Raw genomic sequence first — 21,803 nt, 5'->3', positions numbered from 1 at the left:
GCACGCTCCAGCCTGAGATGCGAGGGATTATGCCAGTGCTGACGCGTTGACGGCTTGGCTGCTTTCAACGCCACGAAGAACATTTGCAATTCACTGCAACGTAGCGCTTTCGATACTGTCAACATGCCCTAGCGGCGGTAGCAGCAGAGGTCTAGTATGAGCCGCAATAACGTAAGCTAGGAGGTAAACCATGTCGGCCAATAAGAAGCCTGTAAATACTCCGTTGCATTTACTCCAACAGCTCTCGGGCAGCCTGCTCGAGCATTTGGAAAACGCCTGCTCCCAAGCTTTGGCTGATGCTGAAAAACTGCTGGCCAAACTGGAAAAACAACGCGGAAAAGCGCAAGAAAAACTGCACAAATCACGCACCAAACTGCAAAACGCTGCGTCGGCCGGAAAGGCCAAGGCACAAGCCAAGGCCAAGGGTGCAGTGAAGGAGCTTGAAGAGCTGCTGGATGCGCTCAAGGATCGTCAATCCGAAACCCGCACCTACATTCTTCAACTCAAGCGCGATGCCCAGGAAAGCCTGAAACTGGCGCAAGGTGTTGGTCGAGTGAAAGAGGCTGTCGGCAAGGCGCTGTCCCTGCGCTCCGCCAAGCCAGCCGCTGCCCCAGCGAAGAAACCAGCGGCCAGGATGGTTGCTGCCAAAGCGCCGGCCAAGGCTCCGGCAAAAGCCGCGGCCAAACCAGCTGCGAAGGCTCCGGTTAAAGCGCCAGGCAAGCCCGCTGCGAAACCTGCGGTGAAAAAATCAGTCGCTGCCAGCGCTGCCAAACCCGCCGCTAAATCAACTGCTGCCAAACCTGCCGCGGCAAAACCGGCGGCCAAGCCTGCTGCTAAAACTGCTGCAGCCAAACCTGCGACCAAACCCGCTGCCGCGAAAGCGACCGCAGCCAAGCCCGCAGCTAAACCAGCCGCCAGGACTGCTGCCGCGAAACCCGCGACGGCCAAGCCAGCAGCCAAACCTGCCGCGGCTAAAACCGCTGCTGCAAAACCGGCCGCCAAGGCTGGCGCGGCGAAACCAGTCGCAGCTAAAGCGCCTGCCAAAGCTGCAGCAAAACCGGCAGCAAAACCAGCCGTGAAAAAGCCGGCCGCCGCTAAACCGGTAATGGTTCCTGTTGCGGCCAGGCCTGTGACTCCAGCGCCAGGAGCATCGCCGGCAACGTCTGCGAGCACTCCTGCAGCGTCGCCTGTAGCAACGCCAGCAGCCTCTGCGAGCAGCATCACCCCAACCAGCGCTTCCTAAGCCCCGGTTACCGCGACGCGTAGTTTATTCAGCGCGTCGCGGTTCAGGGTGGCGGCTTGCGCCGCCAGTCCTTCCAGCCAGGCTGGTAAATCTTTCGCGTCCTCTTCTGGCCAATTTCGCGCCGTCGTCTCCAGCCGCAACAACAACTGCCGCTCCGCTTCGAGCTCCAGCGCCTTGACCTGTTCGCGCAGAACAGTCAGTTGCGCATCCTCAAGGGCCGCCCTGCGCCATTGCTTGCGCAGTTGCCGCAGGGGTTGCACGACATCGTCATGCCAGGGGTCAGCCAGCTGATGCAGTTGCTGCAGGCGCTGGGCATTGCAGGCCACGCCACGCTGGCCAAGCCAGACCGCACACAACAGCAGGCAGACATTGGCCCCGGCACTCTGCAGTTCCAGGCAGGCCCTTTCGACGCCGGGTCGAGCGTAGGTCGTCAGGGTAGAGCTCCACAGGTCAGAGGACATATTCCTACTCGCGCCAGTTGCGAGCGAAGCTGGTAGACTCCGCCGCCATTATGATCCGACTTCAAAGCCTAACATTACAGCGTGGCCCGCAACGTCTGCTAGAAGACGCCGAGCTGACCTTGCACGCCGGTCACAAAGCCGGCCTGATCGGTGCCAACGGCGCCGGTAAATCCAGCCTGTTCGCCTTGCTCCAGGGGGAATTGACCCCTGACTCGGGTGACTGCTTCCTGCCGGCGGACTGGCGTATCGCCCATATGCGCCAGGAGGTCGATACCCTTGATCGGGTAGCGGTCGACTATGTGCTCGATGGCGACCTGCGCCTGCGTCAGGTACAGCAAGAGCTGGCCGACGCCGAAGCGGCCCATGACGGTGCCGCTCAGGCGCGCCTGCATGCCGAACTCGATAGCGCCGACGGTTACACCGCCGACGCCCGAGCGCGCAAGCTGCTGGCGGGGCTGGGCTTCACCAACGAGCAAATGGATCGCCAGGTTGGCGATTTCTCCGGTGGCTGGCGGATGCGCCTGAACCTGGCGCAGGCACTGATGTGCCCGTCGGACTTGCTGCTGCTCGATGAGCCGACCAACCACTTGGACCTCGACGCCATTCTGTGGCTCGAAGACTGGCTCAAGAATTACCCCGGCACCTTGCTGCTGATCTCCCACGACCGGGACTTCCTCGACGCCGTGGTCGACCATGTGGCCCACGTCGATCAGCGCAAGATCACTCTCTATCGTGGTGGTTACAGCGCTTTCGAACGTGCTCGCGCCGAACGTCTGGCCCAGCAACAGCAAGCCTACGAGAAGCAGCAGGCGCAGCGGGCGCACATGGAAAGCTACATCGCGCGTTTCAAGGCCCAGGCCACCAAGGCCCGTCAGGCCCAGAGCCGGATCAAGGCCCTGGAGCGCATGGAAGAGTTGTCTGCCGCCCACGTCGACTCGCCCTTCGATTTCGTGTTTCGCGAGTCGGTGAAAATCTCCAGCCCGCTGCTCGATCTCTCCGACGCCCGTTTGGGTTACGGCGAGAAGACCGTGCTGGAAAAGGTCAAGTTGCAACTGGCTCCGGGTGCCCGGATCGGCCTGCTCGGTCCGAACGGCGCAGGCAAGTCGACACTGATCAAGAACCTCTCCGGTGAACTGGAGCCCTTGGCCGGTCGCCTGGTGCGCGGCGAGAACCTGGTGGTCGGCTACTTTGCCCAGCATCAGCTGGACTCCCTCGATTCCAAGGCCAGCCCGTTGCTGCATATGCAGCGTCTGGCGCCGACCGAACGTGAGCAGACCCTGCGCGACTTCCTCGGTGGTTTCGACTTCCGCGGTGCGCGCATCGATGAGCCGGTGCTGAATTTCTCCGGTGGCGAGAAGGCCCGCCTGGCGCTGGCATTGATTGCCTGGGGCAGGCCGAACCTGCTGCTGCTCGACGAACCGACCAACCACCTCGACCTGGAAATGCGTCTGGCGCTGACCATGGCTTTGCAGGAATTCACCGGTGCGGTGCTGGTGGTCTCCCACGATCGGCACTTGCTCAAGAGCACCACCGATGAATTCCTGCTGGTTGCCGACGGCAAGGTTCAGGAGTTCGACGGCGATCTGGAAGACTACGCCCGCTGGCTGGTTGACTATCGACTGCGCAACGCGCCGGTCAACAACACGCCGGTCAATCCCGACAAAACCGACAAGAAGGCCCAGCGCCAGGCCGCCGCTGCATTGCGTCAGCAGCTGGCGCCGCATAAGCGTGAAGCCGACAAGCTCGAAGTCGAACTGGGCAAGCTCCACGAAAAACTCGCGAAGATCGAAACCAGCCTCGGCGACAGTGCGATTTACGAAGCTGCCCGCAAGGATGAACTGCGCGATCTGCTGGCCGAACAGGCCCGGCTGAAAGTTCGTGAAGCCGAGCTGGAAGAAACCTGGATGGAAGCCCTGGAGCAGCTCGAGAGCCTGCAGTCGGAGCTGGAGGCGCTCTCTTGATGGAGGCGCTGAAGCTGCATTGGTCTGCCGTATGGGTTGAGCCGCTGCTGTTTGTCGGGCAAATTCTGCTGATCCTGCTGGCCGGTTATCTGGCCCAGCGTTTCGTGGCCAGAGGCCTGACCCGCCTGGGCCAGCGTTATCCGTTTCCGCCGCAATTGCTGATGCCGCTGCGCGGAGGCTTGCGCTGGCTGATCATGGGCAGCGCGCTGATCTTTGTATTGGAGCGCCTGGGCGTCTCGGCGACCGTGCTTTGGACCGCGTTGTCCGGCTTTGTCGCGGTGGCGGCGGTGGCGTTCTTCGCCATGTGGAGTGTGCTGTCCAACTTGCTCTGCGCGATTCTGATCTTCACCGTCGGGCCGTTCCGCCTGGGCGATGTGGTCGAGTTGGTGGACACCACCGACAAGCCGGGCGTCAAAGGTCGGGTGGTGGCGATCAATCTGCTCTACACCACATTGGTCGAATCCGCTGAGGCCGGCAACGGCAGCGCCATGGTGCAAGTGCCCAACAGTCTGTTCTTCCAGCGCTCGGTCCGCCGCTGGCGCGGCAGTGATGTATTTGCGCTGAGCACCAGCGAAAAACTGCCGGGCAGCTGATAACGCTGGTCGGCAGGGCGCAGGCTCGGCAAAAAAACGGTAGTCATTCGCCAAAAGGCGCATTAGCTTAGACATCTGTAACGAGTCTGAGTGGGGTGTGCGATGGTGCTTGAAACATGGTTGGCGTTTTTTGCCGCCTGCTGGGTGATCAGCCTTTCTCCTGGCGCCGGCGCCATTGCGTCGATGTCCTGCGGTTTGCAGTACGGTTTCTGGCGCGGCTATTGGAACGCCCTGGGCCTGCAACTGGGTCTGGCGATGCAGATTGCGATTGTCGCCGCAGGTGTCGGGGCCATTCTCGCCGCTTCCTCCACAGCCTTCTATGCGATCAAGTGGTTCGGCGTGGCCTACCTGGTCTATCTGGCGGTCAAGCAATGGCGCGCGCTGCCCAGCAACCTGAATGACGACGCGGCCATTCGCCAGATCGGCAAGCCGCTGGCGCTGGTGTTTCGCGGGTTCCTGGTGAATGTCAGCAACCCCAAGGCGCTGGTGTTCATGCTCGCGGTATTGCCACAGTTCATCGACCCGCACGCGCCACTGGTGGCTCAGTATCTGATCCTCGGCGTAACCATGATCATCGTCGATCTGATCGTGATGGCGGGCTACACCGGACTGGCGTCAAAGGTCTTGCGCCTGTTGCGCACACCAAAACAGCAGCGCCGCATGAACCGCACCTTTGCCGGTTTATTCATTGGCGCGGCCGGGTTACTGGCGACCATACGCCGCGCAGCGGTTTAAAGCCCTCAACCTCCCAAGGCGACCTCACTCGGTCGCCTTTTTCGTTCCGCTATTCAGGTTTTGCCGCTGGGTCGGGTGCGAGTCAGATAATTTGTACTTGCCGAATAAATCGCCTCCAAACCTCGGGTGGATGGGCATTGCGCGACTATTTCCGCGTTTCGTTGCCTGGTCTGAATGAATAACAACGCTTGAGCGAAACTCATTCGAAGTGAACAATGTGTTACTTCTTATTTCCAATTGAGATTCGTTCATGACTGCCTCGTCCCGTTTCCTGGCCTGGTTAGTGCTGCCGTTTTTTGTCCTATGCAGTTTCAATCTGCTGGCCGACACCGTGGAAGGCGCACCCCAGGCGCTGCATTTGCTCGACTACATAGGCGCGGATTACCCGGCCACGGTCGAGGCGGGTAAGGTCATTGATTCCTCCGAGTACCGCGAGCAGCTGGAGTTTCTCGGTGTTCTGCAGGGCTTGATCGGCGGTTTGCCGGCCAAGCCTGAACGGACTGAGCTGGAACAGGGTGTCAGCAGCCTGCGCGCCGCCATTACGGCTCGCCAGGACGGTGCGACGGTCGCCCGCCAGGCGCGACAGTTGGGGGCGAAGCTGGCGGTGGCCTATGAGGTCAGCCAGGCGCCGATCATTACTCCGGACCCGATTCGCGGCGCGCCGCTCTACGCTCAGCACTGCTCGGTCTGCCACGGTGACAGCGGCGCTGGCGACGGCCCTGCAGGCGTCGGTCTGGCGCCGCCACCGGCCAACCTGCGCGATGCCACGCGCCTGGACCGCTTGAGCCTCTACGCGCTCTACAACACCCTTGGGCTGGGCGTTGAAGGCACGGACATGCCGTCTTTCGCCGATCAACTGGACGACCGTCAGCGCTGGGACCTGGCGACCTACATTGCCGGTTTCAGCGCCGATCCAGTCGCGACGAAAAGCGAGAAGAGCTTTAACCTCGCCGACCTGGCTCGCCAGACGCCGGGTGAAGTGCTGGCCGCCGAAGGTCCTGAGGCTGCGGCCACCTTCCGGGCTCAACGGGCTCAGCCGCCTCAGGTCAAGCGCGGCCCGGCTCAGTTGCTCGACTACACCGCGTCGACCCTGGACAAGAGCCTGGCGGCCTATCGGGCGGGCGATCACGAACAGGCGTATGACCTGTCGGTAGCGGCATATCTGGAAGGTTTCGAGCTGGTCGAGAGCTCCCTGGATAACGTCGACGCCAATGTACGCAAGGACACCGAAAAATCCCTGATGGCTTACCGTCAGTCATTGCAGGACGGCTTGCCGGTGGCCCAGGTCGAGCAGCGCCTGGACTCAGCGAAAGCCAAGCTGCAGCAATCTGCCGGCTTGTTGGGCAGCGATGGTTTGAGCTGGTCCCTGAGCTATATCTCCGGTCTGCTGATTCTGCTGCGCGAGGGCCTGGAAGCGATTCTGGTATTGGCGGCGATCCTGGCGTTTTTGCGTAACACCGGTCAGCAATCGGCAGTGCGCAGCGTCAACGTCGGCTGGGGTCTGGCGCTGGTGGCCGGTCTGGCGACCTGGGCGCTGGCGGCCTACGTGATCGATGTCAGCGGTGCCCAGCGTGAATTGCTGGAAGGTTGCACGGCGTTGTTCGCCAGTGTCATGGTGCTCTGGCTCGGCGTGTGGATGCACGACCGTCGTCATGCGGCGGCTTGGCAGAATTACATCAAGAGCAGCCTGGTTGGTGGCGGCGGGCGTTTCGGCTTTGCGATCCTGGCGTTCTTCTCGGTTTATCGCGAGTTGTTCGAAGTGATCCTGTTCTACGAAACCCTCTGGCTGCAGTCGGGACCGGCGGGTCATAACGCCGTATTGGCGGGTGGTGCAACGGCGCTGGTACTGTTAATCGGCCTGGCCTGGGTGATTCTGCGTGGCTCGGCGAAATTGCCGCTGGCACTGTTCTTCGGGATCAACGCCGCGCTGTTGTGCGCGCTGTCGGTGGTATTTGCCGGGCATGGGGTCAAAGCCTTGCAGGAAGCCGGGATCTTCGGCACCCGGCCGGTGGCGTTCTTTGACTTCGACTGGCTGGGGATCCACGCTGATGCCTATTCGCTGAGTGCTCAGGCCGTGGCGATACTGGCGATTATCGTGCTTTACAGCCGTAGTCGCATGGCGGAGAAGCGGCGGGTGCGGGCTTCTTGATCGAATAACGATTGGTGTGAAGCCAAAAAGATCGCAGGCTGCGCCAGCTACGGATTTGAGTCCGGTGTACGCGGTCGGCGTAGGAGCTGCCGCAGGCTGCGATCTTTTGATTTTTTGAGGACGACAAAACATGCGTGTCTGGATCGATGCCGATGCCTGCCCCAAGGCGGCGAAGGAGCAGGTGATCAAGTTTGCCTTGAAGCGCCAGTTCGAAGTGCTGTTGGTGGCAGGGCAGAGCCAGGTCAAACCGAGCTACGCCTGTGTAAAGCTGATCGTGGTGCCCAGCGGCCCGGATGCGGCCGATGATTATCTGGTGGAACACGCGCTGCCCGGGGAACTGGTGATTTGCAGTGATGTGCCATTGGCCGATCGTTTGATCAAGAAGGGTGTCGCCGCCCTCGATCCGCGCGGCAAGGAATTCGACCCGCAGAACATGGGTGATCGGTTGGCGGTGCGCAACCTGTTCACCGACCTGCGCGATCAGGGCCAGATGGGCGGCGGCCCACCGCCCCATGGCGAGCGGGAGAAGCAGGCGTTCGCCAATTCGCTGGACCGGATCCTTACCCGGTTGATGCGCAACGCCTGAAAAGATCGCAGCCTGCGGCAGCTCCTACAAAAGCTCCGCGCTCATCCTGAATGAACGCAAATCCTGTAGGAGCTGCCGCAGGCTGCGATCTTTTGATCTTGCTTACACATCATTCTCGTGAGTCAACTCCAGCACCCGATCAACCAGTTTGTTAATCCCCGAAGCCGCTTCGCTGATGGATTGCGCCAGCATGTAAGCCGGGGTGCTGACCAGTTTGCGTGCCTTGTCTTCGATGATGTCGCTCACGGCACACTCTTCATGGGTGGCGCCCATTTTAGTCATGGCTGCGGCGGTCTCGGCATCGTTGCCGATGGTGCAAGTCACGCCAGGGCCATAGATCTTCGCGGCCAAGGCTGGCGAGATGCAGATCAGCCCGACCGGTTTGCCGGCTTCGGCAAAGGCTTCCGTCAGAGCCAGGACTTCTGGCTGGACGCTGCAGCCCGCGCCTTCGATGGCAAAGTTGGAGAGGTTTTTCGCCGAGCCGAAACCGCCGGGCACGATCAGTGCGTCGAAGTCTTCGACATCGGCTTCGCGAATATCCTTTACCTCACCACGGGCAATGCGCGCCGATTCGATCAGCACGTTGCGCGATTCGGGCATTTCTTCCCCGGTCAGGTGATTGATGACATGCAATTGGGCAATATTGGGTGCAAAGCACTGCACCTGCGCACCGCGCTGATCCAGGCGCAGCAGGGTGATCACGCTTTCGTGAATCTCGGCGCCGTCATAGACGCCACAGCCGGAAAGTATCACTGCAACTTTTTTGCTCATGGTTTTTTCTCCAGGTTCATGGCGTTAAATGTCCACTAATTTGTCACTCGTTGCCATAGGGTTATCTCGCGACTACACCTAATCTTCGGTTGACGATTCTGATCCGGTTGCGTCATGAACTTCATTCTTTATGCAGTGCCGTTTTTCTTTGTGCTGATAGCCGTCGAGCTGTTGGCCGACCGCTGGCGTGGGGTGAGTAATTATCGCTTAGCGGACGCGATCAACAGCCTCAGTACTGGTGTGTTGTCGACCACCACCGGACTTTTGACCAAAGGCGTCGGGCTGATCACCTACGCCTTTGCCTTGCAGCATCTGGCGCTGTTCGAACTGTCGGCCAAGAGCGCCTGGGTCTGGGTGTTCGCCTTCGTCTTCTATGACTTCTGCTACTACTGGCTGCATCGCCTGGGCCATGAGCGCAACATCCTCTGGGCGGCGCACTCGGTGCATCACCAGAGTGAGGACTACAACCTGTCCACGGCGTTGCGTCAGACCAGTACCGGCTTCCTGCTGAGCTGGATCTTCTACCTGCCCATGGCGGTGTTCGGCGTACCGTTGCTGGTGTTCGTCAGTGTCGCAGCGCTGAATCTGCTCTATCAATTCTGGGTGCATACCCGGCACATTCCCAAGCTCGGCTGGTTCGAATGGTTCTTCGTCACACCGTCCAATCATCGGGCCCACCATGCGCAGAACGCCCTCTACATGGATCGCAACTACGGCGGGGTGTTCATTATCTGGGATCGATTGTTCGGTTCGTTCCAGGAAGAGGACGACAACGAGCCGGTGATTTTCGGCGTGACCACGCCGCTGGCGAGCTGGAACCCGCTGTGGGCCAACGTGCAGTTCTACGCGCAATTGCTGAGCGATGCGCGGCGCACCGAAAGCACGTGGGACAAGCTGCGGATCTGGTTCATGCCTACCGGCTGGCGACCGGCGGACGTGGCGGCCAGGTACCCGCTGAGCAAGCCGGATCTGAGTCAGTTCCGCAAGTTCGAGGTGGCGCTGGACGGCCGCCAGCAGTGGTACATTGCAGTGCAGTTCACGGTCTATATCGCGCTGGGCAGTTACCTGATGAACCTGGCTGACAGTTTGCCAACGGCCGCCCTGGTGTTGGGCTGGAGCGCGGTGGCGTGTGGTCTGTTTGTGCTGGGCGTGGCCCTGGAGAATCGCCCGTGGGCGTTGAAACTGGAGGTGTTGCGCCTGGCACTGAACGTGCCGCTGGTATGGCTGGCGCCGCTCCTGGGGCTATGGCCGGCCAGCGCGGTGGGCTGGGTCGGCCTGCTCAGTTACAGCCTGCTCAGTGGTATCGGTCTCTACTGCTGCCGAAACCGACTCACTCGATTGGCGTCGTAGGTTTTCTGGATTTGCTGTATTCGGCCTGTTCGGCCTGCTCCGCCTCGTAGATCTTTTTCGCCAGGCGGGCATTCTTCAAGCGCCGGCGCAGCCACAGGCAGAAGCCCACCACCAACAGCGCGCCCAGCACCCATAGCTCGTACTTCTTGACGCTGCCAAGCATCCCTTCGAGTACCGCGCCAAAATGGTAGGCAGCGGCGGCCAGGGCGGTGGCCCAGATGGCGGCGCCAATCCCGTTGAGCAGCAGATAACGCCCCGGTGGATAACCGGACAGGCCGATCGCTACCGGCATTACCGTGCGCAAGCCATACACGAAGCGAAAGCTCAGCACCCAGATATCCGGGTGCCTGCGGATATGCTCCAGCGCCCGATCGCCCATCAGTTGCCAGCGCGGTTTGCGCGCCAGCAATTTGCGGCCGTGTTTACGCCCCAGGAAGTACCACAGCTGATCGCCGGCATAGCTGCCGAAGAACGCCACGACCACCACCAGGTTGATATCCATGTATCCGCGGAACGCGAGGAAGCCTGCGAGCACCAGAATGGTTTCGCCTTCGAAAAACGTGCCGAGAAAAAGGGCGAAGTAGCCGAAATCCTGAAGAAGTTGTTGGAGCATTGTCTGGATGCTGGCGAAATGAACGCGCAGCCTAACCCTTAAGGCACATTCAGGAAAGTATCCAAATGTGTCTCGACGTGAACAAATCCTACAGGGACAATGGCTGCGACTACTGGTCACAGGGGTAAGCACGACTGTCATTCGTTCGTCATAATGACCGCTTATAACTGTCACACTCGCCCGCCAGTGCGGGCTCAGGAGTCTGCCGTGAGCTTTACCCCCGCCAACCGTTTGTTCCCTGCAACCCGCCTGCGTCGCAACCGTCGTGATGATTTCTCGCGTCGTCTGGTTCGTGAAAACGTCCTGACTGTCGACGACCTGATTCTCCCGGTTTTTGTGCTGGACGGTGAAAACCGTCGCGAGGCAGTGGCTTCGATGCCGGGCGTCGAACGTCTGACCATCGACCTGTTGCTCGAAGAAGCGGCGAAGTGGGTCGAGCTGGGGATTCCTGCGCTGGCGCTGTTCCCGGTAACCCCGCCTGAACTCAAATCCCTCGACGCCGCGCAAGCCTGGAACCCGGACGGCATCGCCCAGCGCGCGACCCGTGCGCTGCGCGATCGCTTCCCTGAACTGGGGGTGATCACCGACGTGGCGCTGGATCCGTTCACCACTCACGGCCAGGACGGTATCCTCGACGAAGAAGGCTATGTGCAGAACGACATCACTGTCGATGCGCTGGTCAAGCAAGCGCTGTCCCACGCCGCAGCCGGTGCTCAGGTGGTGGCCCCGTCGGACATGATGGACGGCCGGATCCAGGCGATCCGCGAAGCCCTCGAGCTGGCCGATCACGTCAACGTGCGGATCATGGCCTATTCGGCGAAGTACGCCAGCGCCTATTACGGCCCATTCCGCGACGCCGTTGGTTCTGCGCTCAACCTGGGCAAGGCCAACAAGGCGTCCTATCAAATGGACCCGGCCAACAGCAACGAAGCCCTGCATGAAGTGGCCGCCGACTTGTCAGAAGGCGCGGATATGGTCATGGTCAAGCCTGGCATGCCGTATCTGGATATCCTTTATCGGGTCAAAGCAGAATTTAAAGTGCCGACCTTTGTCTATCAGGTCAGCGGTGAATACGCCATGCACATGGCGGCGATCCAGAATGGCTGGCTGAGCGAAGGGGTTATTCTTGAATCCCTGACCGCTTTCAAACGTGCGGGTGCTGATGGCATCCTGACCTACTTTGCCGTTCGTGCTGCTCAATTGTTACGAGAGCAAAAATAGCCCTCCCAGGAACACGTGATGAATACCGAAGGACTCCTTGAAGTTGCAGTAACAGACGCTCAACCGGTGGTCGAGCAAGTCGTCGAAACCCCGCCGGAGCCGGAAACCCCGCCACCGGCCGTGGCCGTGGTCGAGCCGCAGCCCGCGGCGCCGGCGATTGTGATTCCAAGCCTGGATGACAGTAGCCTGTACATCCATCGCGAGCTGTCGCAACTGCAATTCAACATCCGCGTGCTGGAACAGGCGCTGGATGAGTCCTATCCGTTGCTGGAACGGCTGAAGTTTCTGCTGATTTTCTCCAGCAACCTGGATGAGTTCTTCGAAATTCGCGTCGCCGGTCTGAAGAAACAGATCACCTTCGCCCGTGAACAGGCCGGTGCCGATGGCTTGCAGCCGCATCAGGCGCTGGCGCGCATCAGCGAACTGGTACACGGTCATGTCGACCGCCAGTACGCGATCCTCAACGACATTCTGTTGCCGGAGCTGGAGAAGCATCAGGTCCGCTTCATTCGTCGGCGCCACTGGACCACCAAACTCAAGACCTGGGTGCGCCGTTATTTCCGCGACGAGATCGCGCCGATCATCACGCCGATTGGTCTGGACCCGACGCACCCGTTCCCGCTGCTGGTAAACAAGAGCCTGAACTTCATCGTCGAGCTCGAAGGCATCGACGCCTTCGGTCGCGATTCCGGTCTGGCGATCATTCCAGCGCCGCGTCTGCTGCCACGGGTGATCAAGGTTCCGGAAGAGGTCTGCGGTGCCGGCGACAACTACGTGTTCCTCTCGTCGATGATCCACGCCCACGCCGATGACCTGTTCCAGGGCATGAAGGTCAAGGGTTGCTACCAGTTCCGGCTGACCCGAAATGCCGATCTGTCGGTCGATACCGAAGATGTGGAAGACCTGGCGCGCGCCCTGCGTGGCGAGCTGTTCTCCCGTCGCTACGGTGACGCGGTGCGGCTGGAAGTGGCTGACACCTGCCCGAAACACCTGTCCGACTACCTGCTCAAGCAATTCAACCTGCATGAGACCGAGTTGTATCAGGTCAACGGCCCGGTCAACCTGACGCGCCTGTTCAGCATCACCAGCCTGGACAGCCATCCAGAGCTGCAATACACCCCGTTCACCCCGCAGATTCCCAAGCTGTTGCAGAACAGCGAGAACATTTTCAGTGTGATCAGCAAGCAGGACATCCTGCTGCTCCACCCGTTCGAGTCCTTCACGCCGGTGGTCGACCTGCTGCGTCAGGCGGCCAAGGATCCCCATGTGTTGGCGGTCCGTCAGACCCTGTATCGCAGCGGCGCGAACTCGGAAATCGTCGATGCGCTGGTCGATGCGGCGCGTAACGGCAAAGAGGTCACCGCGGTGATCGAATTGCGTGCGCGTTTCGACGAAGAGTCCAACCTGCAGCTGGCCAGTCGTCTGCAGGCGGCCGGTGCGGTGGTGATCTATGGCGTGGTCGGCTTCAAGACCCACGCCAAGATGATGCTGATTCTGCGTCGCGAAGCCGGGGAGATCGTCCGTTACGCCCACTTGGGTACCGGCAACTACCACGCCGCCAACGCCCGTCTGTACACCGATTACAGCCTGCTGACTTCCGATGACGCGCTGTGTGAAGACGTTGGCAAGTTGTTCAGCCAGTTGATCGGCATGGGCAAGATCTTGCGCATGAAGAAGTTGATGCACGCGCCGTTCACCCTGAAGAAGGGCATGCTCGACATGATTGCCCGGGAAACCCAGTTCGCCCTCGATGGCAAACCGGCGCACATCATCGCCAAGTTCAACTCGCTGACCGATCCGAAGATCATCCGCGCGCTGTACAAGGCCAGTCAGTCCGGGGTGCGTATCGATCTGGTGATACGTGGCATGTGCTGCCTGCGACCGGGAATCGCCGGGGTCTCGCACAATATCCATGTGCGCTCGATCATCGGGCGCTTCCTGGAGCACACGCGGGTGTTCTACTTCCTCAACGGTGGCGAAGAGCAGATGTTCCTGTCCAGCGCCGACTGGATGGAACGCAACCTCGACAAGCGCGTCGAGACTTGCTTCCCGGTCGAGGGCAAGAAGTTGATTATGCGGGTCAAGAAAGAGCTGGAGCTCTATCTCACCGATAACACTCACAGCTGGAGCCTGCAGTCGGACGGTCGCTACATTCGTAACACGCCGACCGGCAACCAGAACCCGCGCAGTGCCCAGGCAACGCTGCTGGAGCGTTTGGGCAGTCCGATTCTGAGCGTTCGCTGAGGCGGGACGCCGTCCCCCGGACAACCCTTCTCAAGGGGTGTTCGGGAAACACATCTTTCAAATGCTGAGGGCTGTCCGGGGAACACATCTTTCAAATACTGACCGGATCCCCTGTAGGAGCTGCCGAGTGAAACGAGGCTGCGATCTTTTGATCTTGGCGTCCATTCAGGCAACGAGTTGTCTGTGGGAAAGATCAAAAGATCGCAGCCTGCGGCAGCTTCTACACGGGGTATTTTGCAGCGTGTTTGTTAGCGAACGTTGAGTACGAAACCGACTCGGGTCAGCCACTCCGCTTCCAGCGCGAAGTCGGCCTGGGTCAGCTGGTTCTCGTCCAGCCAGTTTTTCGGAAACAGCACATCCAGGCTGCCGCCATCGGCGCGCAGTACGACTTGCGGCATCTCCTGGGTGCCGCGGATGTGATGGAACAGAATCGCAAAGCGCAGCAATACGCACAGTCGAATCAGCTTGATGCCTTCATCGCCGAACTCGGCGAACTTGTCCCTGGGAATATTGCGTCGGTGGCCACGCACCAGCAGTGCCAGCATGAGCTGGTCTTCGCGGGAGAAACCGGCCAGGTCGGAGTGCTCGATCAGGTAGGCGCCGTGCTTGTGGTAGTGATAGTGGGCGATGTCCAGCCCGACTTCATGGACCTTGGCTGCCCAGCCCAAAAGCTCGCGCCAGACGCCATCATCCAGATCCCAATCGCTCGCCACCTGATCGAAGGCATGCAGCGCCTTGCGCTCGACCCGCACCGCTTGTTCCAGATCAACGTGGTAACGCTCCATCAGCGAGCTGAGGGTACGCTCACGGACGTCTTCATGGTGATGACGGCCCAACAGGTCATACAGCACGCCTTCGCGCAGAGCGCCTTCACAATGGTCCATGCGTTGCAGTTCGAGGGCGTCGAAGATCGCTTCGAGAATCGCCAGGCCGGCCGGGAAGATGGCCCGGCGGTCGGGCTTGATGCCCTCGAAGTCGATTTTTTCGGCATCGCCGAGCTTGAACAGCTTGCGTTTGAGCCAGGCCAGGCCTTCGGCGTTGACCTCGCCGGCACCATGACCGCCGGCTTTCAACGCCAGGCCTATGGCGCGGATGGTCCCCGAGGAGCCGATGGCTTCATCCCAGGTCAGGCGGTGCAGGGCGTGTTCGATGCTCATGATCTCCAGCCGCGCCGCGGTGTAGGCCTGGGCATAACGGGCCGGGGTGATCTTGCCGTCCTTGAAATAGCGCTGGGTATAGCTGACGCAGCCCATTTGCAGGCTTTCTCGCAGCAGCGGCTCAAAGCGCTGGCCGATGATGAATTCGGTGCTGCCGCCGCCGATGTCGGCCACCAGGCGCTTGCCCGGGGTGTCGGCGAGGGTGTGGGAGACGCCGAGGTAGATCAGGCGCGCTTCTTCGCGGCCGGAGATGACTTCTACCGGGTGGCCGAGGATCTCTTCGGCGCGGCGGATGAATTCGCCACGGTTGCGCGCCTCGCGCAGGGCATTGGTACCGACGATACGGACCGCGCCGGGGGGCATACCGTTGATCAGTTGGGCGAAACGCTTCAGGCAATCGAGCCCGCGCTGCATGGACTCTTCGCTGAGTTGACGCTCTTCGTCGATCCCGGCGGCCAGCTGAACCTTCTCGCCGAGTCGCTCCAGAATACGGATTTCACCGTTCTGGGCCTTGGCCACGACCATGTGGAAGCTGTTGGAGCCCAGGTCGATGGCGGCGATCAGGGACAGATTCTTGGCTTGGAATTGCGGCATGGTTAAGGGGTCTCGGTCGATAACCTTGTCATCCTGCCACGATCAAACGCTGACGCCAACGCGCAGGAGCTGCCGAAGGCTACGATCTTTGATTGATCATTCTCTCCGGTGAGCGTGGAAAGTGATCAAAAGCTCTGGCCGAACTGATTCATGTGGCGAGGGGGCTTGCCCCCGTTGGAGCGCGAAGCGGTCCTGAAACTGAGGGCTGAGGTTCACAGACAGACCTCATCCGCCGGTTTTACGCCTGCTGCGCAGTCGAACGGGGGCAAGCCCCCTCGCCACAAAGGTTCCTAGGCAACCCAGGAATCGCTCAACCTGTCGCTTCAGTCGTCCCGATAAAATTCGCCAGCTCCACCGTCTGCGGCCTGGCGAACAACAGTTTCGGGTCGCCGACCTCATGCACCTTGCCTTGGTGCATAAACACCAGCTTGTCGCCCACCTCGCGGGCAAAGCGCATTTCGTGGGTGACCATGATCAAGGTCATGCCATCTTTGGCCAGTTGCCGGACCACGCTGAGCACTTCGTTGACCAGTTCCGGGTCGAGGGCCGAGGTGATTTCGTCGCAGAGCAAGACTTTCGGTGACATGGCCAGCGCCCGGGCAATGGCCACGCGCTGCTGCTGGCCGCCAGACAAGCGGTCGGGGAAGGCATCGAACTTCTCCCCGAGGCCGACCCGCTCAAGCATCTCTCGCGCCAGCTCGGCAGCCTTGGCCTTTGGCACTTTTTGCACCACCTGTGGCGCGAGCATGACGTTTTCGCCGACGGTCAGGTGCGGGAACAGGTTGAACTGTTGAAACACCATCCCGACCTTCTGCCGCAAGCTGCGCAAATCGGCGCGAGCGGCGTCCAGGTATTCGCCATCGACTTCGATCACCCCGTCGTTGATCGATTCCAGGCCGTTCAAGGTCCGCAGCAGGGTGCTTTTGCCCGAGCCGCTGCGGCCGATGATCGCCACCACCTGGCCTTCCTCGACGCTGAGGTCGATACCTTTGAGCACATGGTGTTCGCCGTAATATTTATGCAGGGCGGAAATTCTAAGCAGGGGCATGCAGTCTCCTTTCCAGATAGCGCGCACTGAGGGACAGGGGGTAACAGAGCAGGAAGTAACCGAGCGCCACCAGGCCGTAGACCATGAAGGGCTCGAAGGTCGCGTTGGCGAGCATGCCGCCGGTCTTGGTCAGTTCGGTGAAGCCGATGATCGAGGTCACCGCAGTGCCTTTCACTACTTGCACCGAGAAACCCACGGTGGGTGCCACGGCAATGCGCAGCGCTTGCGGCAGGATCACGTAGCGCAGTTGTTCCAGGGGATTGAGCGCCAGGCTCGACGAGGCTTCCCACTGGCCATGGGGAATCGATTCGACGCAGCCGCGCCAGATCTCCGCCAGGTAGGCGCTGGTGAACAGCGTCAGGGCAAGCGCCGCCGCTAGCCAGGGCGAAATGTCGATGCCCAGCAGCGCAACGCCGAAGAACACCAGAAACAGCTGCATCAACAGCGGAGTGCCCTGGAACAGTTCGATGTAGGTGCGGGCGAAAGCCCGGGAGAAAGCGTTGTCAGAGATTCGCAGGGTCATGACCAATAAACCGATCAGTGCGCCACCGATGAACGCCACCAGCGACAGCGCCAGGGTCCATTGCAGACCCGTGAGCAAGTTGCGCACGACGTCCAGGAAGGTGAAATCGCTCATTGGCTGTTCCTCGCGCTGCTTCTTGCTATATACCGCCGACCGATCCAGTTCAGCAGCTGGCGGATCATCAGGGCCATGCACAGGTAAACCAACGTGGTCAGGGCGTAGGTTTCGAAGGCGCGAAAGTTGCGCGATTGAATGAAGTTGGCGGCGAAACTCAGTTCCTCGGTGGCGATCTGCGCGCACACCGCCGAGCCGAGCATGACGATGATGATCTGGCTGCTCAACGCCGGCCAGACCTTGCCCAGCGCCGGTAGCAGCACCACATGGCGGAAGGCTTCGAAGCGGCTCATCGCCAAAGCGGCAGCCGCTTCCAGCTGTCCGCGCGCAATCGCCTGGATGCCTGCTCGAATGATTTCCGTGGAATAGGCGCCCAGGTTGATCACCATCGCCAGCACCGCGGCCTGCCACTCGGAAATCTGCACGCCGAGTGACGGCAGACCGAAGAAAATGAAAAACAGCTGCACCAGAAACGGCGTGTTGCGGATCAGCTCGACATACACCCCGAAAATGGCGGCGAATGGCTTGATCTGCCACGCCCGAACCACCGCCCCGATGATTCCCAGGCTGATCCCGAGCACTGCGCCGACGGCTGTCAGCTCAAGGGTGAATAGGGCTCCGCGCAGCAGCAGCCCGGTGTTTTCCAGCACCGGTAAAAAATCGAACTGATAAGCCATGGCTAACCTCCGAGGCCGCGATCAGAGATCAGTCGGCAGCGGCTGCTTGAGCCACCGTTGCGAATTTTTTTCCAGGCTGCCGTCGGTCTTGGCCGTGGCCAGAATCTGATTCACTTTTTCCAGGAGTGCCGGCTCGTTCTTGTTCACGCCGACGTAGACCGGCGAGTCCTTGAGTTTCACCTTCAGCGCGGGAATGCGCTTGGGGTTGCGTTCGCTGATGGTGACCATGACCACGTTGCCGCTGGCGATCAGGTCCACTTGGCCTGCGAGGTAGGCGGCGATGGTCGAGTTGTTGTCTTCGAAGCGCTTGATGGTCACGCCTTGGGGGGCCACGGCGGTCAGCTCGATGTCTTCGATGGCGCCACGGGTGACGCTGATGGTTTTGCCTTTGAGGTCGTCCAGGCTGTTGATGGCCGCATCGGGCGGACCGAACACCGCGAGATAGAAGGGTGCGTAGGCGTGGGAGAAGTCGATGACTTTTTGCCGTTCAGGGTTTTTGCCGAGGCTGGAGATCACCAGATCGACCTTGCCGGTGGTCAGGAACGGAATGCGGTTGGTGCTGTTGACCGGGGTCAGCTCGAGTTTGACCTTGAGTTGCTCGGCCAGCAGTGCCGCGGTGTCGATGTCCAGGCCGCGGGGCTTCATGTCCGGCCCGACCGAGCCAAAGGGTGGGAAGTCCTGTGGCACTGCGACCTTGAGGATCCCGCGCTTGACCACCTCTTCCAGGCCGTCGGCGTGAGCGGGGGCCTGGCTCAGCATCAGGCTGGCCAACAAGGCAGTGAGCAGGGCGCTGCAACGCTTGGTCATGGGAACTCTCCGAATCCAGGGAAGTAATTTCTGAGTTCGGACTTTGCACAGCCCATGCCAGTTGCCTCGAAATGCGCTGGCGAGCAGGGTTTGTCTGGGGTTTGGTGGTCTTACTGGTCTGAACAGTTGAAGGGCTTTTTGCTCCGTTAAAGCGCATCGTCCGACAGGCTTGACCCCGCTTGGGGCGTGACTTGCAGTCAAGCGCCAATAGCTTTACAACTAGCCGGTCACTGGCCTGATTCTCAAAAAAAACCCATGAATTCGATCTCCCGCGCCGTACCCGAAGTGGCTCTGCAAGCCATTCGAAAACTGATCGCCGAACAAGGCTTCGGCCCGGGAGATGTGCTGCCTTCGCAGCGGGACCTGGCGTTGCAACTGGGGGTCAGTCGGGCGTCGTTGCGTGAGGCTTTGTCGTCCTTGAGTGCGCTGGGGGTGATCAGTGTGCAGCCGGGCAAGGGCGTGTTCGTGCAGTCGCCGATCGACCTGTCACGCAGCGAATCGGCTGGGTCCTGGCCTTTCGCGGCCCAGGCCTCACCAGTGGATATCTTCCAGTTGCGTTATGCCCTGGAAGGTTTTGCCGCGGGCCTGGCGGCGGTGACGCTGACGGCGGATGAACTGGATGCGCTGGAGGACAATGTCGAGGCGATGCGTAAAAAACTGCGGGACGAAGATTTCGATGCCGCAGCAAGGCTGGACTTCGAGTTTCACCGCATACTCCTGCTGGCCAGTGGTAATCAAGCGATGCTGAGCATCCTCAGTACCCGCGCCGAGCTGTTTCTGGAGAGTCAGAAACTACCGTTCATCCGGCCCGAGCGGGCCATGGAGACCTGGCAGGAACACCGCAAGATCCTCCGGGCCTTGACGCGTCGGGCGTCCGGCGCTGCGCAGAAGTCCATGCAGGAGCATGTACGTAACGCCGCCCTGCGCACCGGGATTGTCATCGCGACTCCCGCAACGTCCTGAGTTGAGCTATACCCAAATTCATGCGTCGCCATAGCGAGAGTCAATCACCTGCGGCTTCCTGAATGGGGGAAGGGCAGCTATGATGGGCCACGTTTTTTATTGCTTACTACCCCGGAGACATCCATGAGCAGCGATCTTATCAAGCACGTCACCGACGCTACCTTCGAGGCAGAAGTACTTCAGGCCGCTGGCCCTGTGCTCGTTGACTATTGGGCTGAATGGTGCGGCCCTTGCAAAATGATCGCCCCGGTTCTGGACGAAATCGCTGGCACTTACGCCGGCAAACTGACCATTGCCAAGCTGAACATCGACGAAAACCAGGAAACCCCGGCTAAACACGGCGTGCGTGGCATCCCGACGCTGATGCTGTTCAAGAACGGCAACGTCGAAGCCACCAAGGTCGGTGCGCTGTCGAAGTCGCAACTGGCTGCCTTCCTCGACGCCAACATCTAAGCGCGTTGTCGAGAGTCATGAAAAAAGCCCCGCACATTGCGGGGCTTTTTCATGAGAGAGGGCTAGACGCTCTGAAACTCAGGTGGTACATTCGGCCCCGCACTGGTTTCTCCTTTGCCCCCTGCAAGCCGTCGCCGACGCTCTCCTTTTCGATTAGTACGCGATCCTGTCGCCTTCTCTGCGGCGCGGCCTCATTAAGCCAAAAGCTTAATTTCCCCCCCCTCCATAAATGATTACGTCATTCCTATATGAATCTGACTGAACTCAAGCAAAAGCCGATTACCGAACTGCTCGAATTGGCCGAACAGATGGGCATAGAAAATATGGCCCGTTCGCGCAAGCAGGACGTGATTTTCTCCCTGCTCAAAAAGCACGCTAAAAGCGGTGAGGAAATCTCCGGTGATGGCGTGCTGGAGATTCTCCAGGACGGCTTCGGCTTCCTCCGCTCTGCTGACGCTTCCTATCTTGCCGGCCCAGACGATATCTATGTCTCGCCAAGCCAGATCCGTCGCTTCAACTTGCGCACCGGTGACACCATCGTTGGCAAGATCCGCCCTCCGAAGGAAGGCGAGCGCTATTTCGCCCTGCTGAAGGTCGACACGATCAACTACGATCGTCCCGAGAACGCGAAAAACAAGATTCTCTTCGAGAACCTGACCCCGCTGTTCCCGACCGTACGGATGAAGATGGAAGCCGGCAACGGTTCCACTGAAGACCTCACCGGCCGTGTGATCGACCTGTGTGCGCCGATTGGTAAAGGTCAGCGTGGCCTGATCGTCGCTCCGCCGAAAGCCGGTAAAACGATCATGCTGCAAAACATCGCAGCGAACATCGCTCGTAACAATCCTGAAGTTCATTTGATCGTCCTGCTGATCGACGAACGTCCGGAAGAAGTAACCGAAATGCAGCGTACCGTGCGCGGCGAAGTGGTTGCCTCGACGTTCGATGAGCCGCCAACCCGCCACGTGCAGGTTGCCGAAATGGTGATCGAGAAGGCCAAGCGCCTGGTCGAACACAAGAAGGACGTGGTGATCCTGCTCGACTCCATCACTCGTCTGGCTCGTGCCTACAACACCGTGATCCCGAGCTCCGGCAAGGTCCTCACCGGTGGTGTCGATGCCCACGCCCTGGAGAAACCGAAACGTTTCTTCGGTGCTGCCCGGAACATCGAAGAAGGCGGCTCGCTGACCATCATCGCTACCGCGCTGGTTGAAACCGGCTCGAAGATGGACGAAGTAATCTACGAAGAATTCAAAGGCACCGGCAACATGGAACTGCCTCTGGATCGCAAGATCGCTGAAAAACGCGTGTTCCCGGCGATCAACATCAACCGTTCCGGCACCCGCCGCGAAGAGTTGCTGACCGCTGACGACGAGTTGCAGCGCATGTGGATCCTGCGCAAGCTGCTGCACCCGATGGACGAAGTCGCGGCCATCGAGTTCCTGGTCGACAAGCTGAAACAGACCAAGACCAACGATGAGTTCTTCCTGTCGATGAAACGCAAGTAAATCGCAGTAAGTCAGCAAAAGCCGGGGAAACC

The 21,803-nt window shown here is 60.2% G+C and carries 20 protein-coding genes; 12 read left to right on the top strand and 8 right to left on the bottom strand.

The window, feature by feature from the left end; genetic code table 11:
- Positions 1-190 precede the first annotated feature (190 nt).
- Positions 191-1,243 carry an AlgP family protein gene (locus F8N21_RS02985; protein ID WP_150640702.1) on the top strand — a complete coding sequence of 351 codons (1,053 nt, stop codon included), beginning with the start codon at positions 191-193 and terminating at the stop codon, positions 1,241-1,243.
- On the opposite strand, the gene F8N21_RS02980 is transcribed toward F8N21_RS02985, so the two are convergent.
- Positions 1,240-1,704 (bottom strand): TIGR02444 family protein, encoded by a 465-nt coding sequence (locus tag F8N21_RS02980; RefSeq protein ID WP_150640701.1) that lies wholly within the window; start codon positions 1,702-1,704, stop codon positions 1,240-1,242. The genes F8N21_RS02985 and F8N21_RS02980 overlap by 4 nt on opposite strands.
- Positions 1,705-1,754: 50 nt before the next feature.
- On the opposite strand from F8N21_RS02980, the gene F8N21_RS02975 reads away from it, so the two are divergent.
- The 5 genes from F8N21_RS02975 (at position 1,755) to F8N21_RS02955 (ending at position 7,728) form a co-directional block, all read left to right on the top strand.
- Positions 1,755-3,665, top strand: a complete 1,911-nt coding sequence (locus F8N21_RS02975) for an ATP-binding cassette domain-containing protein (protein WP_150640700.1) — start codon at positions 1,755-1,757, stop codon at positions 3,663-3,665.
- Positions 3,665-4,258, top strand: coding sequence for a mechanosensitive ion channel family protein (locus tag F8N21_RS02970; protein WP_150640699.1), 594 nt, complete (start codon positions 3,665-3,667; stop codon positions 4,256-4,258). Before F8N21_RS02975 ends, F8N21_RS02970 begins: the two co-directional genes overlap by 1 nt.
- Positions 4,259-4,360: 102 nt before the next feature.
- Positions 4,361-4,993, top strand: a complete 633-nt coding sequence (locus F8N21_RS02965; RefSeq protein WP_150640698.1) for a LysE family transporter — start codon at positions 4,361-4,363, stop codon at positions 4,991-4,993.
- 250 nt (positions 4,994-5,243) lie between these two features.
- Positions 5,244-7,142: a cytochrome c/FTR1 family iron permease gene (locus F8N21_RS02960; RefSeq protein WP_150640697.1), complete on the top strand. Its 1,899-nt coding sequence runs from the start codon at positions 5,244-5,246 to the stop codon at positions 7,140-7,142.
- A gap of 130 nt (positions 7,143-7,272) precedes the next feature.
- A complete protein-coding gene (locus F8N21_RS02955; protein ID WP_150640696.1) occupies positions 7,273-7,728 on the top strand; it encodes a YaiI/YqxD family protein in 456 nt (151 codons plus the stop codon).
- Between the two features lie 102 nt (positions 7,729-7,830).
- On the opposite strand, the gene elbB is transcribed toward F8N21_RS02955, so the two are convergent.
- The gene (gene elbB / locus F8N21_RS02950; RefSeq protein WP_150640695.1) at positions 7,831-8,499 is read right to left on the bottom strand and encodes an isoprenoid biosynthesis glyoxalase ElbB; all 669 of its coding nucleotides are present in this window, start codon (positions 8,497-8,499) and stop codon (positions 7,831-7,833) included.
- 114 nt (positions 8,500-8,613) lie between these two features.
- Between elbB and F8N21_RS02945 the strand changes: the two genes are divergently transcribed.
- Positions 8,614-9,849, top strand: coding sequence for a sterol desaturase family protein (locus tag F8N21_RS02945; protein WP_150640694.1), 1,236 nt, complete (start codon positions 8,614-8,616; stop codon positions 9,847-9,849).
- On the opposite strand, the gene F8N21_RS02940 is transcribed toward F8N21_RS02945, so the two are convergent.
- Positions 9,830-10,462 (bottom strand): DedA family protein, encoded by a 633-nt coding sequence (locus tag F8N21_RS02940; RefSeq protein WP_150640693.1) that lies wholly within the window; start codon positions 10,460-10,462, stop codon positions 9,830-9,832. The two genes, F8N21_RS02945 and F8N21_RS02940, sit on opposite strands and share 20 nt — an antisense overlap.
- 207 nt (positions 10,463-10,669) lie before the next feature.
- Here F8N21_RS02940 and hemB point away from each other — a divergent pair, with 207 nt between their 5' ends.
- A complete protein-coding gene (hemB, locus tag F8N21_RS02935) occupies positions 10,670-11,683 on the top strand; it encodes a porphobilinogen synthase (RefSeq protein WP_150640692.1) in 1,014 nt (337 codons plus the stop codon).
- An 18-nt stretch (positions 11,684-11,701) separates the two neighbouring features.
- Complete coding sequence (ppk1, locus tag F8N21_RS02930) at positions 11,702-13,927, top strand: polyphosphate kinase 1 (protein ID WP_150640691.1); 2,226 nt, start codon at positions 11,702-11,704, stop codon at positions 13,925-13,927.
- 248 nt (positions 13,928-14,175) lie between these two features.
- Here the strand turns inward: ppk1 and ppx are convergent, their stop codons facing one another.
- The 5 genes from ppx to F8N21_RS02905 all read right to left on the bottom strand — a co-directional run bounded on the left by ppx (position 14,176) and on the right by F8N21_RS02905 (position 18,847).
- Positions 14,176-15,678 (bottom strand): exopolyphosphatase, encoded by a 1,503-nt coding sequence (gene ppx, locus F8N21_RS02925; RefSeq protein ID WP_150640690.1) that lies wholly within the window; start codon positions 15,676-15,678, stop codon positions 14,176-14,178.
- 310 nt (positions 15,679-15,988) lie between these two features.
- Positions 15,989-16,726: an amino acid ABC transporter ATP-binding protein gene (locus tag F8N21_RS02920; protein WP_150640689.1), complete on the bottom strand. Its 738-nt coding sequence runs from the start codon at positions 16,724-16,726 to the stop codon at positions 15,989-15,991.
- Positions 16,713-17,363, bottom strand: coding sequence for an amino acid ABC transporter permease (locus F8N21_RS02915; RefSeq protein ID WP_150640688.1), 651 nt, complete (start codon positions 17,361-17,363; stop codon positions 16,713-16,715). Before F8N21_RS02915 ends, F8N21_RS02920 begins: the two co-directional genes overlap by 14 nt.
- Positions 17,360-18,040 (bottom strand): amino acid ABC transporter permease, encoded by a 681-nt coding sequence (locus F8N21_RS02910; RefSeq protein ID WP_150640687.1) that lies wholly within the window; start codon positions 18,038-18,040, stop codon positions 17,360-17,362. The genes F8N21_RS02915 and F8N21_RS02910 overlap by 4 nt, the downstream gene beginning before the upstream one ends.
- A gap of 21 nt (positions 18,041-18,061) precedes the next feature.
- Entirely contained in the window at positions 18,062-18,847 is a 786-nt protein-coding gene (locus F8N21_RS02905; protein WP_150640686.1) for a transporter substrate-binding domain-containing protein, read from the bottom strand.
- 255 nt (positions 18,848-19,102) lie between these two features.
- Here F8N21_RS02905 and F8N21_RS02900 point away from each other — a divergent pair, with 255 nt between their 5' ends.
- The 3 genes from F8N21_RS02900 (at position 19,103) to rho (ending at position 21,771) form a co-directional block, all read left to right on the top strand.
- Entirely contained in the window at positions 19,103-19,810 is a 708-nt protein-coding gene (locus tag F8N21_RS02900) for a FadR/GntR family transcriptional regulator (RefSeq protein ID WP_150640685.1), read from the top strand.
- Positions 19,811-19,933: 123 nt separating this feature from the next.
- Complete coding sequence (gene trxA / locus F8N21_RS02895) at positions 19,934-20,263, top strand: thioredoxin TrxA (protein WP_150640684.1); 330 nt, start codon at positions 19,934-19,936, stop codon at positions 20,261-20,263.
- Positions 20,264-20,511: 248 nt separating this feature from the next.
- Positions 20,512-21,771, top strand: a complete 1,260-nt coding sequence (gene rho, locus F8N21_RS02890; RefSeq protein WP_019694195.1) for a transcription termination factor Rho — start codon at positions 20,512-20,514, stop codon at positions 21,769-21,771.
- Positions 21,772-21,803 lie beyond the last annotated feature (32 nt).

The sequence above is a fragment of the Pseudomonas fluorescens genome (assembly GCF_902497895.1).
GTDB lineage: Bacteria > Pseudomonadota > Gammaproteobacteria > Pseudomonadales > Pseudomonadaceae > Aquipseudomonas > Aquipseudomonas fluorescens_BP.
This window is presented reverse-complemented; position numbering and strand designations above follow the sequence as displayed.

What these genes read in the sequence shown, in the direction of transcription:
- F8N21_RS02985 (WP_150640702.1), top strand. Translation starts at nt 191, where the DNA reads ATGTCGGCCAATAAGAAGCCTGTAAATACTCCGTTGCATTTACTCCAA.
- F8N21_RS02980 (WP_150640701.1), bottom strand. Translation starts at nt 1,704, where the DNA reads ATGTCCTCTGACCTGTGGAGCTCTACCCTGACGACCTACGCTCGACCC.
- F8N21_RS02975 (WP_150640700.1), top strand. Translation starts at nt 1,755, where the DNA reads ATGATCCGACTTCAAAGCCTAACATTACAGCGTGGCCCGCAACGTCTG.
- F8N21_RS02970 (WP_150640699.1), top strand. Translation starts at nt 3,665, where the DNA reads ATGGAGGCGCTGAAGCTGCATTGGTCTGCCGTATGGGTTGAGCCGCTG.
- F8N21_RS02965 (WP_150640698.1), top strand. Translation starts at nt 4,361, where the DNA reads ATGGTGCTTGAAACATGGTTGGCGTTTTTTGCCGCCTGCTGGGTGATC.
- F8N21_RS02960 (WP_150640697.1), top strand. Translation starts at nt 5,244, where the DNA reads ATGACTGCCTCGTCCCGTTTCCTGGCCTGGTTAGTGCTGCCGTTTTTT.
- F8N21_RS02955 (WP_150640696.1), top strand. Translation starts at nt 7,273, where the DNA reads ATGCGTGTCTGGATCGATGCCGATGCCTGCCCCAAGGCGGCGAAGGAG.
- elbB (WP_150640695.1), bottom strand. Translation starts at nt 8,499, where the DNA reads ATGAGCAAAAAAGTTGCAGTGATACTTTCCGGCTGTGGCGTCTATGAC.
- F8N21_RS02945 (WP_150640694.1), top strand. Translation starts at nt 8,614, where the DNA reads ATGAACTTCATTCTTTATGCAGTGCCGTTTTTCTTTGTGCTGATAGCC.
- F8N21_RS02940 (WP_150640693.1), bottom strand. Translation starts at nt 10,462, where the DNA reads ATGCTCCAACAACTTCTTCAGGATTTCGGCTACTTCGCCCTTTTTCTC.
- ppk1 (WP_150640691.1), top strand. Translation starts at nt 11,702, where the DNA reads ATGAATACCGAAGGACTCCTTGAAGTTGCAGTAACAGACGCTCAACCG.
- ppx (WP_150640690.1), bottom strand. Translation starts at nt 15,678, where the DNA reads ATGCCGCAATTCCAAGCCAAGAATCTGTCCCTGATCGCCGCCATCGAC.
- F8N21_RS02920 (WP_150640689.1), bottom strand. Translation starts at nt 16,726, where the DNA reads ATGCCCCTGCTTAGAATTTCCGCCCTGCATAAATATTACGGCGAACAC.
- F8N21_RS02915 (WP_150640688.1), bottom strand. Translation starts at nt 17,363, where the DNA reads ATGAGCGATTTCACCTTCCTGGACGTCGTGCGCAACTTGCTCACGGGT.
- F8N21_RS02910 (WP_150640687.1), bottom strand. Translation starts at nt 18,040, where the DNA reads ATGGCTTATCAGTTCGATTTTTTACCGGTGCTGGAAAACACCGGGCTG.
- F8N21_RS02905 (WP_150640686.1), bottom strand. Translation starts at nt 18,847, where the DNA reads ATGACCAAGCGTTGCAGCGCCCTGCTCACTGCCTTGTTGGCCAGCCTG.
- F8N21_RS02900 (WP_150640685.1), top strand. Translation starts at nt 19,103, where the DNA reads ATGAATTCGATCTCCCGCGCCGTACCCGAAGTGGCTCTGCAAGCCATT.
- trxA (WP_150640684.1), top strand. Translation starts at nt 19,934, where the DNA reads ATGAGCAGCGATCTTATCAAGCACGTCACCGACGCTACCTTCGAGGCA.
- rho (WP_019694195.1), top strand. Translation starts at nt 20,512, where the DNA reads ATGAATCTGACTGAACTCAAGCAAAAGCCGATTACCGAACTGCTCGAA.